This window comes from Dactylosporangium cerinum (genome assembly GCF_042653625.1).
In the GTDB taxonomy this organism is placed as follows: Bacteria; Actinomycetota; Actinomycetes; order Mycobacteriales; family Micromonosporaceae; genus Dactylosporangium; species Dactylosporangium cerinum.
Genome location: NZ_JBHSIU010000105.1, coordinates 1 through 14,271, shown reverse-complemented (window position 1 = coordinate 14,271; position 14,271 = coordinate 1). Strand labels below are relative to the sequence as shown.

The 14,271-nt window shown below is 72.3% G+C and carries 17 protein-coding genes; 4 read left to right on the top strand and 13 right to left on the bottom strand.

The genetic code is table 11. From position 1 onward, the window contains the following. The first annotated feature begins 172 nt into the window (after window positions 1-172). Together ACFPIJ_RS52595 and ACFPIJ_RS52590 are read left to right on the top strand one after the other, a co-directional pair. On the top strand, window positions 173-2,206 hold the full coding sequence (locus tag ACFPIJ_RS52595; protein ID WP_380127073.1) for an amylo-alpha-1,6-glucosidase: 2,034 nt from the start codon (window positions 173-175) through the stop codon (window positions 2,204-2,206). Further along, window positions 2,169-3,716, top strand: a complete 1,548-nt coding sequence (locus ACFPIJ_RS52590) for a glycosyltransferase family 4 protein (protein WP_380127071.1) — start codon at window positions 2,169-2,171, stop codon at window positions 3,714-3,716. The genes ACFPIJ_RS52595 and ACFPIJ_RS52590 overlap by 38 nt, the downstream gene beginning before the upstream one ends. Before the next feature lie 67 nt (window positions 3,717-3,783). On the opposite strand, the gene ACFPIJ_RS52585 is transcribed toward ACFPIJ_RS52590, so the two are convergent. From ACFPIJ_RS52585 to ACFPIJ_RS52530, 12 genes are all read right to left on the bottom strand, one after another. Further along, window positions 3,784-4,401 (bottom strand): DUF2461 domain-containing protein, encoded by a 618-nt coding sequence (locus ACFPIJ_RS52585; RefSeq protein WP_380127070.1) that lies wholly within the window; start codon window positions 4,399-4,401, stop codon window positions 3,784-3,786. Window positions 4,402-4,411: 10 nt separating this feature from the next. Then, window positions 4,412-5,050, bottom strand: a complete 639-nt coding sequence (locus ACFPIJ_RS52580; RefSeq protein ID WP_380127069.1) for a DJ-1/PfpI family protein — start codon at window positions 5,048-5,050, stop codon at window positions 4,412-4,414. Continuing rightward, window positions 5,041-5,988 carry a GlxA family transcriptional regulator gene (locus tag ACFPIJ_RS52575; RefSeq protein ID WP_380127068.1) on the bottom strand — a complete coding sequence of 316 codons (948 nt, stop codon included), beginning with the start codon at window positions 5,986-5,988 and terminating at the stop codon, window positions 5,041-5,043. The genes ACFPIJ_RS52580 and ACFPIJ_RS52575 overlap by 10 nt, the downstream gene beginning before the upstream one ends. Window positions 5,989-6,168: 180 nt before the next feature. Beyond that, window positions 6,169-6,759, bottom strand: coding sequence for a MerR family transcriptional regulator (locus tag ACFPIJ_RS52570; RefSeq protein WP_380127066.1), 591 nt, complete (start codon window positions 6,757-6,759; stop codon window positions 6,169-6,171). 185 nt (window positions 6,760-6,944) lie between these two features. Beyond that, window positions 6,945-7,409, bottom strand: coding sequence for a bifunctional nuclease family protein (locus ACFPIJ_RS52565; protein ID WP_033358824.1), 465 nt, complete (start codon window positions 7,407-7,409; stop codon window positions 6,945-6,947). Window positions 7,410-7,558: 149 nt separating this feature from the next. Further along, entirely contained in the window at window positions 7,559-8,209 is a 651-nt protein-coding gene (ftsR, locus tag ACFPIJ_RS52560) for a transcriptional regulator FtsR (RefSeq protein WP_380127065.1), read from the bottom strand. 124 nt (window positions 8,210-8,333) lie between these two features. Further along, on the bottom strand, window positions 8,334-8,774 hold the full coding sequence (odhI, locus tag ACFPIJ_RS52555; RefSeq protein ID WP_203846451.1) for an oxoglutarate dehydrogenase inhibitor Odhl: 441 nt from the start codon (window positions 8,772-8,774) through the stop codon (window positions 8,334-8,336). Window positions 8,775-8,988: 214 nt separating this feature from the next. Beyond that, window positions 8,989-9,372, bottom strand: coding sequence for a glycine cleavage system protein GcvH (gene gcvH, locus ACFPIJ_RS52550; protein WP_380127064.1), 384 nt, complete (start codon window positions 9,370-9,372; stop codon window positions 8,989-8,991). A gap of 15 nt (window positions 9,373-9,387) precedes the next feature. After that, window positions 9,388-10,266: a DUF881 domain-containing protein gene (locus tag ACFPIJ_RS52545; RefSeq protein ID WP_380127370.1), complete on the bottom strand. Its 879-nt coding sequence runs from the start codon at window positions 10,264-10,266 to the stop codon at window positions 9,388-9,390. Window positions 10,267-10,313: 47 nt separating this feature from the next. Next, window positions 10,314-10,646: a small basic family protein gene (locus tag ACFPIJ_RS52540; protein WP_203846448.1), complete on the bottom strand. Its 333-nt coding sequence runs from the start codon at window positions 10,644-10,646 to the stop codon at window positions 10,314-10,316. Next, complete coding sequence (locus ACFPIJ_RS52535) at window positions 10,643-11,509, bottom strand: DUF881 domain-containing protein (protein WP_380127062.1); 867 nt, start codon at window positions 11,507-11,509, stop codon at window positions 10,643-10,645. Before ACFPIJ_RS52535 ends, ACFPIJ_RS52540 begins: the two co-directional genes overlap by 4 nt. Then, on the bottom strand, window positions 11,506-12,114 hold the full coding sequence (locus ACFPIJ_RS52530; protein ID WP_380127061.1) for a CDP-alcohol phosphatidyltransferase family protein: 609 nt from the start codon (window positions 12,112-12,114) through the stop codon (window positions 11,506-11,508). Before ACFPIJ_RS52530 ends, ACFPIJ_RS52535 begins: the two co-directional genes overlap by 4 nt. A 101-nt stretch (window positions 12,115-12,215) precedes the next feature. Between ACFPIJ_RS52530 and ACFPIJ_RS52525 the strand changes: the two genes are divergently transcribed. Continuing rightward, window positions 12,216-13,136 carry a phosphotransferase family protein gene (locus ACFPIJ_RS52525; RefSeq protein ID WP_380127060.1) on the top strand — a complete coding sequence of 307 codons (921 nt, stop codon included), beginning with the start codon at window positions 12,216-12,218 and terminating at the stop codon, window positions 13,134-13,136. On the opposite strand, the gene ACFPIJ_RS52520 is transcribed toward ACFPIJ_RS52525, so the two are convergent. Beyond that, window positions 13,137-13,487, bottom strand: a complete 351-nt coding sequence (locus ACFPIJ_RS52520) for a PLD nuclease N-terminal domain-containing protein (protein WP_380127369.1) — start codon at window positions 13,485-13,487, stop codon at window positions 13,137-13,139. It abuts the gene before it with no gap. 117 nt (window positions 13,488-13,604) lie between these two features. Between ACFPIJ_RS52520 and ACFPIJ_RS52515 the strand changes: the two genes are divergently transcribed. After that, window positions 13,605-14,117: an orotate phosphoribosyltransferase gene (locus ACFPIJ_RS52515; RefSeq protein WP_380127368.1), complete on the top strand. Its 513-nt coding sequence runs from the start codon at window positions 13,605-13,607 to the stop codon at window positions 14,115-14,117. Window positions 14,118-14,271 lie beyond the last annotated feature (154 nt).

The window sequence follows — 14,271 nt, the reverse complement described above, 5'->3', positions numbered from 1 at the left end:
GCGAAGCTGGCTGCCATATGCCCAGTGCCGTCAATAATGAATCGTGCCCGAAGGCTGATCGGATTTCCGACAGCAGCCTGACGAGGGGCGACTTTGTCGTTGGGGTGAATCACACGGGAATTCTGCCGTGGCGCGCGTTTCAACCGAGGGGGTTTGGATCATAGTTGGGCACATGCCCCCGGGATCGGTCATGACCGTCGGCCCCCATGCCTGCAGCTCGGCAACCGGGTTCGAACACGAATGGCTCGTCGCCGACGGGACCGGCGGATACGCGACCGGAACGGTCGCGGGTCTGCGCACACGCCGCTACCACGGCCTGCTCGTGACACCGCAGCGACACCTCGCACTCGCCGCGCTCGACCCCGTCATCACCCTGCCCGGTGGCGCCGTCGTGCGCCTCGCCGTGCACGAGTGGGCGTCCGGCGCGGTCGACCCGTCGGGGCACCACCACCTGGAACATTTCGAGCTGGCGGACGGCGTGCCCCGGTGGCGCTGGCGGATCGGTGAGTTCGTCCTCGAACGCGAGCTCGCGATGACCCACGGCCGCAACAGCGTCGCCGTCGTGCACCGGCTCGTCGCCGCGCCCGCCGGGGCGTCGGTCGAGCTGTCGCTGACCGCGTTGTGCACGTGGCGGCACGCCGACGCCGAACGCGACCGGACCGCCGGGGCGCCGGAGGTCGCCGTGGTGCCCGGCGGCTTCACCGTCGACGGCGCCTACCAGGTCAGCGGGCCGGACTTCCGGCCGATCGGGGAGTGGTACCTCGGCGCGTACGCCCGTGAGGAGGCCGCGCGGGGGCTCAGACCGGTCGAGGACCTGTGGGCGGCCGGCACGTTCCAGGCCACGCTGGTGCCCGGCGGGATCCTGTCGGTGTCCGCGTTCTCCGGGGACCTGGACCTGCCGCCGCCGGCTGCCCCGGTGGTGGTCGCCGACGCGCGGCGCCGGGCCCGGAAGGTGCTGCGGACCGCCGCCACCGCGGGCGCCCGCGACGGCGTCGACAAGGCCCTGGCGCTCGCCGCCGACACGTTCATCGTCACCTCGCCCGACGGGTCGCCCGCCGTGATCGCGGGATACCCGTGGTTCGGCAGCTACCTGCGCGACACCATGACCGCATACGAGGGGCTGTTCCTGGCCACCGGCCGTTTCGAGGAGGGCGCGCGGCTGCTGCGTGCGCACCGGGACCTGCCGGCGCAGATGCGGGCCGGTGCGTTGCAGGATTCCGACGGGCCGCTCTGGTACGTGCATGCGGCCGAACGGCACATCGCCCGCACCGGCGACACCGACCTCGCCACGGAGCTGCTGCCCGTGCTGGAGGGGGTGATCGCGGCGTACACCAAGGGCACCAGCGACGGCGTGCGCGTCGACCCGGCCGACGGGCTCCTGCTCATCGACGCCGACGAGTCCGGCCTGACCTGGATGAACGCCCGGCTGCCCCGCGGACCCGTCACGCCGCGCGACGGCAAACCCGTCGAGCTCAACGCGCTGTGGGCCAACGCCCTCGGCGCCGTCGGCGCGCTGCGGGAACGCTGCGGCCGCGACGCCTCCGTCGTGCACGCCCGCCGCGACGCGGTCAAGGCGCAGGTCATCAAGCGGTTCCGCGCCCCCGACGGCTGGTTCTTCGACGTGGTCGACGCGCAGCCGGCCGCCTACCCGAAGGGCGGCGGCAGCGTCCACGACGACGCCGTCCTGCGCCCCAACCAGCTGCTCGCGTTCAGCCTGCCGTACGCGCCGGCCGCCGACGAGGCGCACCTGCGCTCGCGGGTCCTGGACGCGGTCGGGTCGGCCCTGCTCACGCCGCTCGGCCTGCGCAGCCTCGCCCCCGCCGAATACGGCTACCACGGTGCCCACCGCGGCGGGGTGGTCTCCCGGGACACCGCGTATCACCAGGGGACCGCGTGGGTGTGGTGGCTCGGCCCGTACGTCGAAGCCCGCCTCGCCGCCGGACTCCCGGTCGACGGGCTGCTCGCCGCCGTCGAGGCGCACCTCGCCGAAGGCGGCCTCGGCTCGGTCAGCGAGATCGCGGAGGGTGACGCCCCGCACCGCCCGACCGGCGCCCCGTTCTCCGCCCGCTCCGTCGCCGCCGTGCTGCACGCGAGGGCCGTGATCAGGGAGAACCGCAAGTTGCAAACCGCATCTTCTGGGAAGAGCGGAAAGATGAAATTGGCCCGCGATGCTGCTCCGCGCAAGCGCCGGAACGCGCTACGGTGACAGTCGGCGACGAGAGGTATCCGCTATGCGCGTATTGATGATCGCCTGGGACGTCCAACAGCCGTCGACCGATGATGCACCCCGCGGGCGCATCGCAGCTCTGTCCGCCGCCCTCGCGGCCGCAGGTCATGCCGTGACCGTCGTGACCAGGTTCTCGCGTGATCTGCCGGAGATCGCTGTCCATGGCGGCGTCAGGGTCGTGCGCGCCGCGCCGCTGACCGGCGCCGGGCCCGACGGCCGCCTGGACCAGACCATGGCCGTCAACCATCTGCTGGCCGAGGCCGCGCTGCGCACCGTCCCCGCCGACGGCTACGACGTCATCCACGCCCACGACTGGCTCGTCACCCACGCCGCGGTGACCCTCAAGGAGGCCCTCGGCCTGCCGTTCGTCGCCTCGATGCAGGCCACCGAGGCGGGCAGGCACCAGGGGTATCTCACCGGCGAGGCGAGCCGCTCCGTGCACTCCGTCGAGTGGTGGCTCGGCTCCGAGGCCTGCCGGGTGATCGTCCCGACCGCTTATCTCGGCTGGGAGGTCCAGCACCTCTTCGACGTGCCGGCCGAACGCGTCGACGTCGTGCCCAACGGCATCGACCCCGACATGTGGACCGCCACGCCCCGCGAGGTCCTCGCCGCCCGGCTCCGCTTCGCCGGTGAGGGCCCGCTGCTGGTCTACGCCGGCCGGCTCATCGCCGAGAAGGGTGTCCAGGACCTCCTCGAGGCGCTCCCCGCGATCCGCGACCGGCACCCCGGCACCCGCGCCGTCGTCGCCGGTGACGGCGACTACCGGGCCGCCCTCATCGAGGAGGCCCGCAAGCGCAAGCTGCACCGCGCCGTCAGCTTCCCCGGCCACCTCGACCAGCGCACCCTCGCCGCGGTCCTCGCCGCCGCCGACGCGTTCGTCATGCCCAGCCGCTACGAGGCCACCGGCACCGTCGCCCTCGAGGCCGCCGCGTCCGGCGCCGCCCTGGTCGTCGCGTCCACCGGCGGGCTCGCCTCGATCGTCGAGCACGGCGTCACCGGGGTCCGCTTCCCCGTCGGTGAACCCGACGGGCTCGCCGACGCGGTCAACGCGCTGCTGCAGGACCCGATGTTCGCGCAGAACCTCGCGTCGAAGGCCCGGCAGATGGTCCGCGACCGGCACTCGTGGCACGCCACGGCGTCGCGCACGGCGGCCGTGTATGCCGCAGCTGTCGCCGAGGCGCCGGCGTTCGAGGCGCGGCGGCAGGCCGCGGTCGCCGGCAGCGGCCTGCCGGTCGTGTTCGTGCCGCCGGGCAACCTGCTCGCCGACCCGCCGGCCGTGCCGGTGGGCGAGCGGCCGGCGCTGCTGGTCCGCGCCGCCGCCGACGAGGCCGCCTGGCAGGCGGGGGCGTCCGCGGCGCGGGAGGCGTTGCGCGCCGAGAGCGGGCTGTGGCTGGATGCGGCCGAGCGGGAGGCGGCGGATCGGGCCGAGGCGGCCCGGGCTGCCTCGGCGCCGTTCGACGTGGTCCTCGCCGCGGTGGAGCGCCGCTGAGACTTCCCCATGATCCGGTGGACCCTGGGTATCCAGGGGTGCACAAGGTCCACCGGATCATGGGACGTCACGTGTGGACGGCCAGCCACTCCTGCAACGGCGCGCACGAGCGCAGGAACTTCACCACATGGGTCTTCGCCTTGGCGGTCCCGAGCCACGGCGCCGGCTCGAACTGATGCCAGGCGATCAGCCCCTTGTGCCGCAGCAGATCCCCCCGCGGATGATCGCGGGGAAACCCGCGCGGCACCGACTTCAGCTGCTCGTGCGACGTCACCGACGTGCCCTGGGCCTCCAGGTCGGCCGCGATCGACGTGAGCGGGACGCCGCTGGAGTCGTCGGCGACCGCCTGGCGGTACTTCGCCAGCCGCGGCGAGTCCATCATGTACGCCCCGGCACCCGCCGCCAGACCGGCCGCGGTCAGCTGGAGGTAGCCGCCACGTTCGAAGGACGCCGCGCACGAGGTCTTGTACGGGGACCTGTCGGCGCTGAACCGCACGTCGCGATACGGGCGGAAGATCTTCGCCGGGCCGAACTCGGCCTCCAGCTCGGCGAGGAGCTCGGCCATCGGGGCGCGGACCTTGTCGTCATAAACAGCCTTGTTCGCCGTCCAGTACGTCTTGGAGTTGTCCGCCTCGAGGCCGTCGTAGAAGTCGAGGGCCTCGGCGGGCCAGCCACGGAACGCCACGCACCGCAGTCTACGTGGACATGACGAGATGGGCGTTGGCGCGCAGGTGTGACACCAGCTCCGGCGGTGCCGAGGCGGGGGAGCCGGCCGTGAACGGCGGCTGCGGGTCGTACTCGGTGGCGAGCTGGATCGTCTGGGCGACGGCCGGACCGGCGATGGTGGCGGCGAGGGTGAGCGCCAGGTCGATGCCGGCCGAGACGCCGGCGCCGGTGACGTACTTGCCGTCCCGCACGACGCGCCGCGGCGACGGGGTCACGTCGTAGGCGGGGAGGCGGTCCAGGGCGAGCCAGTGCGACGTCGCCGTGCGGCCCCGCAGCAGGCCCGCGGCGGCCAGGATGAGGGAGCCGGTGCAGACCGACGTGGTCCAGGTGGTGGCCGGGTCGACGGCGCGGAGCCAGTCGTGCAGGGCGGTGTCCGAGGTCTGCGCGGCGACGTGGGGGCCGCCGGGGACGAGCACCAGGTCCGGGGCGTCGCAGTCGGCCAGGGCCCGCTCGGCGACCAGCGACAGGGCGCCCGTGTCGGTGCGGACCGGGCCGGCGTGCACCCCGGCGAACGTGACGCGGGCGCCGGGGAGGCGGGACAGGATCTCGTACGGGCCGACGGCGTCGAGCGCGGTCATCCCCTCGTACACCACGAAGATCATTTGCATGAGAAGCGCTCCTTGTAGTCGGTCGGGGTGACGCCGAGGGTCCGGATGAACGCGCGGCGCATGGCCTCGCTGGTGCCGTAGCCGCAGGCGCGGGCCGCGTCCTCGACGAACGCGCCGTCTTCGAGGTGCCGGCGGGCGGTCTCCAGGCGGACCCGGTCGACGTAGCGGCCCGGCGGGGTGCCGACCTCGGCCGCGAACGCCCGGCTGAACTGCCGGGGTGACAGGTTGGCGAGCCTGGCCAGGGCGTCGACGCTGAGGTCGCCGGACGGATGTTCGGCGATGTGCCGCTGGACCTCCCGCAGCGGGTCCCGGCTCGCGACCTGCGCCTCCAGTTGCGCGCTGAACTGCCGCTGCCCGCCGGGCCGGCGCACAAACATCACCAGGTGCCGGGCGATCTCGAGCGCGACGTCGCGGCCGTGGTCCTCCTCCACGACGGCGAGCGAGAGGTCGATGCCGGCGGTGACCCCGGCGGACGTCCACACGTCGCCGTCGCGGACGAAGATCGGTTCGGTGTCGACGGCGACCTGCGGGAACCGGCGGGCGAGGGAGTGGGTGTACTGCCAGTGGGTGGTGGCGCGCCGGCCGTCGAGCAGCCCGGCCTCGGCGAGCAGGAACGCCCCGGTGCACACCGACGCGACCCGCCCGGCGGCCGGCCCGGCGGTGCGCAGCCAGTCGACGAGCCGCGGGTCGCCGGTGCGGGTGCCGGCGCCGCCGGGGACGATCAGCAGGTCGGGCGGGTCGGTGCCGGCCAGGTCGACGTCGGGGTGCAGCCGCAGCCCGCTGGAGGTGCGGACCATGGCGCCGCTGATGCTGCCGGTGTGGATGGTGTAGGACCCGGGCCGGGCCGTCTCAGCACCGGCGAACACCTCGACCGGCCCGGTGACGTCAAGGCTCTGCACCCCGTCGAAGAGGACGACGAGCACCCGTTGCGCTGCCATGCATCCGATCGTCGTCGCACCTCGGGAGTGTCCGCAACGACGCCGACCCCACCTTTCCTGCCACGGCCCTCCCGTGATCCGGAAGACCTTGGGCACCCCTGGGTACACAAGGTCTTCCGGATCACGAAAACACCGGCCGACCTGGGGTCGACCGGTGTGTGATGGGTTGTGCTGGTGGGGTCAGCCGGCGCGGCGCCGGGCGCGGCGCATGGCGAGTTCGTCGCCGCCGGTCTGGGCGAGGTCGTCGGCGTGCGCCGGGACCTCCTCGGCGGGGGTGGCCGCCTCGGCGGGCAGGTGCGACAGGGTGCCTTCGATCTCCTTGAACGCGCCGGAGATGGCGATGCCGAACACGCCCTGGCCGCCCTGGAGCAGGTCGACGACCTCTTCGGGGGAGCGGCACTCGTAGACGGTGGTGCCGTCGGAGATCAGGGTGATGCCGGCCAGGTCGGCGACGCCGCGGGAGCGCAGGGTTTCGATCGCCTTGCGGATGTTCTGCAGTGACACCCCGGCGTCCAGGAGGCGCTTGACCACCTTGAGCACGACGATGTCGCGGAACGAGTAGAGCCGCTGGCTGCCGGAGCCCGCCGCGTCCCGCACGCTCGGCACGACCAGCCCGGTGCGGGCCCAGTAGTCGAGCTGCCGGTAGCTGATCCCGGCGGCGTGGCAGGCGGTCGGACCGCGGTAGCCGACGTCGTCGGAATTGACGAACGCACTCACCGAAACGGTGTCAGCAGCATGACCGGGTATCCCGGGATCGGGCGGCTGTTGCATTTGCACCCACCTCCAGCGTCAACACCCGCAACCCTATAGCGCACCTTGAGGGTCTGCGGGGAGGTAACGCCGCGACACGCCGCGTGTCGGTGCGCCGAATTTTCCGCGCGTCACCACTGTGACCATTTGTCCCGGTTTGGAGCCCCTGCTGGTGCCGCTGCCGGGACGTGGTCGCAGTGCCGAACCTACCCGGCGAAGTCCTCCGGGCGGACCTGCTCGAGGAACTCGCGGAACTTCTCGACCTCGTCCTCCTGCTCGTCCGGGATGACGATCGCGGCCTCGGTGAGCACCTGGTCCGCGCACCGGATCGGCGCGCCGACGCGCAACGCCAGGGCGATCGAGTCACTCGGCCGGGCGGAGACCCGGACGTTGTCGCCGATCACGAGCTCGGCATAGAAGATGTTGTCCCGCATCTCGACGATCTCGACCGCCTTCAGCGGGGCCTTGAGCGCCGCCAGCATGTCGCGCATCAGGTCATGGGTGAGCGGGCGGGCCGGCTTGACCCCCTGCTGCTCATAGGCGATCGCGGTCGCCTCCACCGCACCGATCCAGATCGGCAGGTAGCGGTCGCCGTCGACCTCCTTCAGCAACACGATGGGCTGATTGGTAGGCAGCTCCACGCGAACACCGACCACATTCAGCTCTCGCACTGCCCGCCTCCGTGTCGACTTGCCACTCCCTGCACGGTACACGGACCGGGGGGTGGTCGTGCCACTCGCGCCACCGCCCAAGTGCGCTCAGTGGCGAAGATCGCTCCGGTCGAGGGTGTCGGGGAGGGTGCCCGGACGATGTCCAGCGGTCATTTCCCCAGGATCTCCCGCAGCCCCGCCCGCACCAGCGCGGCGTGCACCCGCTGGGTCAGCGCCGCCAGCTCGTGCACCGTGTCGGCGGCCCGGACCCGCGACGCCGGGCCGCTCTGCCGGGTCATCGGGGTCACCAGCTGGCTGAACAGGCCGATCTCGCGGTCCGCGGCGGCCCGGTACGCGCGCAGGTGGCGCGGCTCGACGCCGAACTCGGCCAGCCGCGCCGCCGCCGTGGCGACCTCCAGGGCGTCCGCGTCGTAGCCCCCGCCCGCCCGCGGGCGCAGCAGCCCGTGCTCCTCCAGCGCGCGCAGGGTGGCGTCGCCCAGGCCGGCCTTGTCGAGCAGTTCGTCCCGGCTGAGGCGCACCTCGGCGGGCGCCTCGGTCGGCATCGCGGACTGCGACACGTCGGTCAGCGGATCGCCCATCGTGGCGAGATGCTCGCGGATCACCCGCAGCGGCAGATACTGGTCGCGCTGCGCGGTCAGCACGTAGCGCAGCCGCGAGATGTCGGTCCAGGTGTACTTGCGATACCCGGCCGGCGTCCGCCGTGGCTCGACGAGACCCTCGGTCTCCAGGAACCGCAGCTTCGAGATGGTGATGTCGGGGAACTCGGCGCGCAGCTGCGCGAGCACCTCACCGATGCTCATCAGCCGCTCCCCGCGGCCGGTGCCCTGGGCACCGCCACGGGCAGCGTTTTGAGGACCGCCACGGTCAGTGCCGTCGCGGTCCTGCGGTGTGTCCCAGGCGGCTGCCGTAGCCCCCGTCATCGCCTCAGCTCTCGTCGGGGCGCGGTCCTGCCACGAACACGAGGCGGAACTTGCCGATCTGGACCTCGTCGCCGTTGCTGAGGGTCGCGGCCTCGACCCGCTCGCGGTTGACATACGTGCCGTTGAGGCTGCCGACGTCGCGGACCGTGAACGTGCCACCCTCGCGGTGGAACTCGGCGTGGCGGCGGGACACCGTGACGTCGTCGAGGAAGATGTCACTGTCGGGGTGACGGCCGCTGGTCGTCACGTCGTGATCGAGCAGGAAGCGCGCGCCGGCGTTGGGTCCGCGGCGCACCGCCAGCAGTGCCGTGCCCGGCGGGAGCGATCCCGACACGCGGGTGGGCACCACGTCGTCGTCCGTGCCAGCGATGGCATCCTCAATGGCGCCAAGGTTGAGCGTGGACGTGACGTCGAGCGGGGGGAACTCGTCGTCTGGGCGCGTCATGGAACCACCTCACGGTCGTCTTCTCGGGTGTCCTCCGATGCGACAGGCCGATGCATACGGTTGACTGAGCGAGCCTAGTCACGCCCGAAATCACGGGTCAACCAGACGCGCGGCAGCCTATCGCCGTATTTCCTGTCGATGGTCGTCGGACTTTTGTCTTCTGGTGCGCGTCGCTTTCGCTCTTCGTCGAGCGGCTTCTGTGCAGCGGTCCAGCTCAGCTGCTCGCGGTCAGCTCCCGGTATGCCGCGGCGTCGAGCAACGCCTCGACCGCGGCCGGGTCGTCGGCCTTGAGCTCGACGATCCAGCCCGCGCCATACGGGTCGTCGTTGATCACCTCGGCCGCGGTGTCGAGCGCCGAGTTGACCGCGACGACCTCACCCGACACGGGCGCGTAGATCTCCGACACGCTCTTCGTGGACTCGACCTCGCCGAACGCGTCGCCGGCCTGCACCGTCGTGCCGACCTCGGGCAGCTGCACGAACACGATGCCGCCGAGCTCGTCCTGGGCGTAGTCGGTGATGCCGACCTTGAAGGTGCCGGCGTCCGTCGGCGCGAGCCACTCGTGCTTCGCCGTGTAGCGCAGATCCTCGGGAATCACGTCGGTCCTCAATCGTCAGGCGGGCTTTGCGTACTTCAACTCACCGGCAGTGTGCAGCGCGGTCACGCGCACGGGATCCGCTTCGCGCACCAAGACCGTACCGCCGTGCTGCCGCACGCTGTCCACCACCCCTCCGGGGATGTTCAGCGCGGTGCGCATGGTGTCCGGTCCTCCGATGACCATGATCGTATACGGTGCGGCGAGACTCAGCCCGGCGACCACCAGCCGGTCGTTGTCGCCGTCGGCGAACCAGGTGGCCGCGACGATGCGCACCGTGCCGCCGTCGTGCCCGTTGATCTGCATCGCCTCGGCCCCGGCGCCGCGCAGCTCCTCGACCGCGTCGAGGATCACCTCCGCCTTGACCTTCTCCGTGCCCGGTGTGATCTCGATCGACAGCCCCGGCCCCTCCGCCGGCAGCGTCCCGGCCAGGATGCCCAGCTCGTCGGCGCGCTTGCGGGCCTCGGCGAGCGCGGCGTCGCGCCCCTGCGCGCCGGAGTCGAGCTGCCGCCGGGTTTCCTCGAGGTCGCTGATCTCCCGCCGCAGCCGGTCCTGCTGCGCGTCGAGGTCCGACAGGATGCGCACCAGGTCCTCGGGCCGGGCCGCGGCGAGCCCGGCGTCGGAGTTGCTCGCCTTGAACTGCACCGAGATCGCGAACCCGAGCAGGGCGATCAGCAGTGCGATGACCAGTCCGGTCCCGCCGCGCTGCCGTCCGCCCCGCCCGGCAGGAGCGGCGCCGGGCGTTTCCGCGGCGGTGTCGTCGGGCTCCGCATCCCCTTCGGCCTCCCCGGCCACATCGGATATTTCGGAAATGTCATCTGAAAGGGGGAGCGGATGTGGAGATCGGGAACGACGGGCGGACCTGGTCGGCGCATCCGGGTGCTGCTCCTCGGGCACCTGGTCCGCGTCGTTGTCGTCCGCGCCGTTCGCGGCAGGGGTGTCCGTCACGCGCGGAAGAGGTGTCGGCGGATGGCGGCGGCGTTGCCGAAGATGCGCACGCCCAGGACGACCACGACGCCCGTGGAGAGCTGGCCGCCGACGCCGAGCTGGTCGCCCAGGTAGACGATGAGCGCGGCGACGAGCACGTTCGACACGAACGAGATGACGAACTGCTTGTCGTCGAAGATGCCGTCGAGCTTGGCCCGGACCCCGCCGAACACCGCGTCCAGCGCGGCGACCACGGCGATCGGCAGGTACGGCTGCAGGCCCAGCGGCACGGTCGGCTCGAGGAAGATCCCCGCTGCGACCCCGATGGCAAGCGCGATGACCGCGATCACCGGCGACCTCCAGAGGGTGATGGTGAAACTGAGGGTGACGAAACCGAGGGTGCGGGCGGGTGGGCGTACCGCAGGGGTGGTTCTGGGGCGGCGGCCAGGGTGAGATTCTTGCGGGCCTTCACGCCGAACTGCATACGGTAGTTGTCCACGTACCGGCGGAAGCGCTTCGCGGTCGCGGAGGCGGAGAAGGTGTCGGCGAGGTCGGGCGGGCCGATCGCGGACACGTCGTAGGGGCTGGTCACGGGCTTGAAGTCGACCAGGATGACGCCGCCGGCGGCGCGGATGGTGCTGGTGGCGGTGAGGCGCTGGCCGTTGACCGCGATGGCCTCGGCGCCGGCCTGCCACAGGCCGTTGGCGACGTCCTGCAGGTCCCGGTCCAGCACGATGCCGAGGTTCTCCTCCTCGGTCTTGCCGGTGACCGGGTCGACCTGCGGGGGAGCGTCGACGACGCGGACCACGACCCCGTCGCCGGTGACCTTGCCGGTGCCGCTGCGGGCGGCGAGCCCGCGCAGCTGGGCGGCGCCGGACGCGTCGGCGAGGGCGTCGTCGCGGGCCTGGTCGACCTGGGTCCGCAGCACGTCGACCTGGCGCTGCAGGTCCTCGACGGTGCGTTGCCGGGAGCGCACGTCGGCCACCAGGTCGTCGCGGGCCCGGCTCGCCGAAGGCGCCTCGGCCACCGCCTGGTGGTACGCGACGGCGAGGAGGAAACCGACGGCGGCGAGGGTCACGGCGCGGGCGGTGCGGCCCCACCGTGGCGGTGGTTCGCCGGTCGCGGCGCGGCGGGCGGCGGCCTGTGCGTAGCCGGGGTCCAGCGGCGTGCGGAACAGGTCACCGAGCAGGTCGTCGCGGCGCGCGAAGGTCACGACGCGAGCCGGCCGGCCCGGATGTGGATCGAGGCCTGGATGAAGTAGAAGACGGCGGCGACCCAGTACAGGACGATGCCCCACCACAGCAGCGCCCAGCCGCTCGGCAGCGCCCACGGGCGGGCCGCGTCGCTGAACCTGGCCAGGAGCATCATCGGGAAGCCCATGAGCAGCACCGCGGTGGCGGTCTTGCCCACGTAGTGCACCGGCGGCGGGCCGTGGCCGAGGATCCGCAGGACGACCAGGCACAGAATCATGACCGCTTCGCGGGCCAGCAGCGCGATGGTGAACCACCACGGCACGACGTCCTTGAACGTCAGCGCGAACAGGGTGGCCAGGATGTACAGCCGGTCGGCGAGCGGATCGAGAAGCTCGCCGAGGCGGCTGACCTGCTTGAGGCGCCGGGCGGCGAAGCCGTCGACCCAGTCGCTGAGGCCGCCGACGACCAGCACGACGACCGCCCAGCCGGTGGCGTCGGTGGCGAGGAAGAGGTACAGGAAGAGCGGCACGCCCAGCAGGCGGGTGAAACTGATCAGGTTCGGCACCGTGAGCACCGGGCCGAGGCCCCGCGTGCCGCTGGTAGTAGTGCCTTCGTCGCGGTCCACCGTCCGCCCGCTTTCCCCGATCAGCTGTTCGACGCCCGGAATGCTAGCAGTTCACGATCGTGGTCTCGCGCAGGCGCGGCGAGGAGTGCGACGATCGTGCGATGGTGCAGGCATCCGGGGTGCGGATCGGCTGGGACGACCTGCCGTCGACGATTCACGCGGCGGTCGCCGCCATCCTCGGTGGGCCGGTGGTGGAGGCGGTGTCGCAGGTCGGCGGGTTCTCGCCCGGCACCGCGGACAGGGTCCGGCTGGCCGACGGCTCGCGGGCGTTCGTGAAGGCGGTCAGCGCCGCGCAGAACGCGCAGAGCGTGCGGATGCACCGCACCGAGGCCAGGGTCACCGCGGCGCTGCCGGCGGACGTCCCCGCGCCCCGGCTGCTCGGGTTCCACGACGACGGCACCTGGGTCGCGCTCGTCTTCGCCGACATCGACGGCCGGCAGCCGCACGTGCCGTGGCAGGACGACGAGGTGGCGGCCGTCCTGGACGCCCTGCGGCGCCTGGCGGTCCCGGTGTCCGGCCTGCCGACGCTGTCGTCGTTGCTGGCCGACAACTTCGGCGGGTGGCGCCGGCTGGCGGCGGACCCGCCGGTGTCGCTCGACCCGTGGGCGGCGGCCAACCTGGACCTGCTCGTCGAGCTCGCCGACCGCGCCGCCGCGGCGGTCGCCGGGGACCGGCTCGTGCACGTCGACATCCGCGCCGACAACCTGCTCATCCGCCCGGACGGTTCGGTCATGGTCGTGGACTGGCCGGCCGCGGCCGTCGGCGCGCCGTGGTTCGACACGCTGTCGTTGCTGCTCAACATCCGGCTGTACGGCGGCGAGATCTCCGACTCGGTCCTCGACGTGTTCGAGCCGGACCCGGCCGACGTGACCGCGGTGGTCGCCGGCCTGGCCGCGTTCTTCACCGACCGGGCCCGCGAGCCCGACCCGCCGGGCCTGCCGACGCTGCGCCGCTTCCAGCAGGACCAGGCCGACGTGATGCTGCCCTGGCTGCGTGCCCGCCTGGACGCCGGCCTGGCCTGACTACTGCGGACGTTCCTCGTCGCGGCGGCGCAGCTCCTCCTCGCGGCGGCGCAGGTCGGCCTCCCACTTGCTGAACATCTCCTCGTCGTCGCGGCGGGTCCGGGCGATCTCGCGCAGGAACGCGGGGTCGTCGTCCGGTGCCACGGCGCGCGGCCGCTCCCGCTCCGGGAAGCCGCTGCCGGGCCGCCACTGCCCGCCGGCCCGCACGGTCTGCGGGCGGCCGGCGACGTACCAGGCGATCCAGCCGACCGGGGAGAACAGCAGGATGATGAAGACCCAGGCGACCTTGGGCAGGTTGCGGATCCGGTCCTCGTCGGAGGACAGGCAGTCGATGAGCGCGACGACCAGCATCACCAGGTCGATCAGGAACAACAGTCCATAGAGGCGAATCACGACGGCCATGATGGCAGCCCTGGCCGCCGTTGTCTGTCCCCGGAAATGGGATGATTCGCGCCTGTGGAACCTGAGATGACCCTTGCCGCCACTGTCGCCGCCCGCTGCCGCCTGACCGGCACGTTCGTGCTGCGCTCCGGCCGGACCGCGACGGAGTACTTCGACAAGTACCAGTTCGAGGCCGACCCCGTGCTGCTCGACGCGATCGGCGCCGGCCTGGCCCCGCTGGTCCCGCCGGGCACGGAGGTCCTCGCCGGCCTGGAGATGGGCGGTATCGCCGTCGTCGTCGCCCTCGCCCGGCACGCGGGCCTGCCGTGCGCGTTCGTCCGGAAGGCCGCGAAGCCCTACGGCACCAACCGTCTCGCCGAGGGCACCGACCTCACCGGCCGCCGCGTCCTGCTGGTCGAGGACGTCGTCACCTCGGGCGGGCAGATCGCGATCTCGGCCGCCGAACTCCGCAACGCCGGGGCGGTCATCGAGCACGCGGTGTGCGTCATCGACCGCCAGGAGGGCGGCACCGAGGCCCTCGCCGCCGAGGGCATCACCCTGCACGCCCTGCTGACCAGGCAGCAGCTGGACGCCGCCTGACCGGCCGACCCGTCGACACGGATGGCGGGGCCGGTATCGCGCGAGACTCTGCGATCACCTAGTGCTGTGACCGGCCAACGTTTCCGGTCACAGGCCCTAGTAGTGCTTTGTCATAATTTTCGGCATTGGGTGATGGTGGATGCCGGTTTTGGGT

Coding starts and splice junctions, on each gene's coding strand:
- ACFPIJ_RS52595 (WP_380127073.1), top strand. CDS start 173: ATGCCCCCGGGATCGGTCATGACCGTCGGCCCCCATGCCTGCAGCTCG.
- ACFPIJ_RS52590 (WP_380127071.1), top strand. CDS start 2,169: ATGCTGCTCCGCGCAAGCGCCGGAACGCGCTACGGTGACAGTCGGCGA.
- ACFPIJ_RS52580 (WP_380127069.1), bottom strand. CDS start 5,050: ATGCAAATGATCTTCGTGGTGTACGAGGGGATGACCGCGCTCGACGCC.
- ACFPIJ_RS52575 (WP_380127068.1), bottom strand. CDS start 5,988: ATGGCAGCGCAACGGGTGCTCGTCGTCCTCTTCGACGGGGTGCAGAGC.
- ACFPIJ_RS52570 (WP_380127066.1), bottom strand. CDS start 6,759: ATGCAACAGCCGCCCGATCCCGGGATACCCGGTCATGCTGCTGACACC.
- ftsR (WP_380127065.1), bottom strand. CDS start 8,209: ATGAGCATCGGTGAGGTGCTCGCGCAGCTGCGCGCCGAGTTCCCCGAC.
- odhI (WP_203846451.1), bottom strand. CDS start 8,774: ATGACGCGCCCAGACGACGAGTTCCCCCCGCTCGACGTCACGTCCACG.
- ACFPIJ_RS52525 (WP_380127060.1), top strand. CDS start 12,216: ATGGTGCAGGCATCCGGGGTGCGGATCGGCTGGGACGACCTGCCGTCG.
- ACFPIJ_RS52520 (WP_380127369.1), bottom strand. CDS start 13,487: ATGCTGGTCGTCGCGCTCATCGACTGCCTGTCCTCCGACGAGGACCGG.
- ACFPIJ_RS52515 (WP_380127368.1), top strand. CDS start 13,605: ATGACCCTTGCCGCCACTGTCGCCGCCCGCTGCCGCCTGACCGGCACG.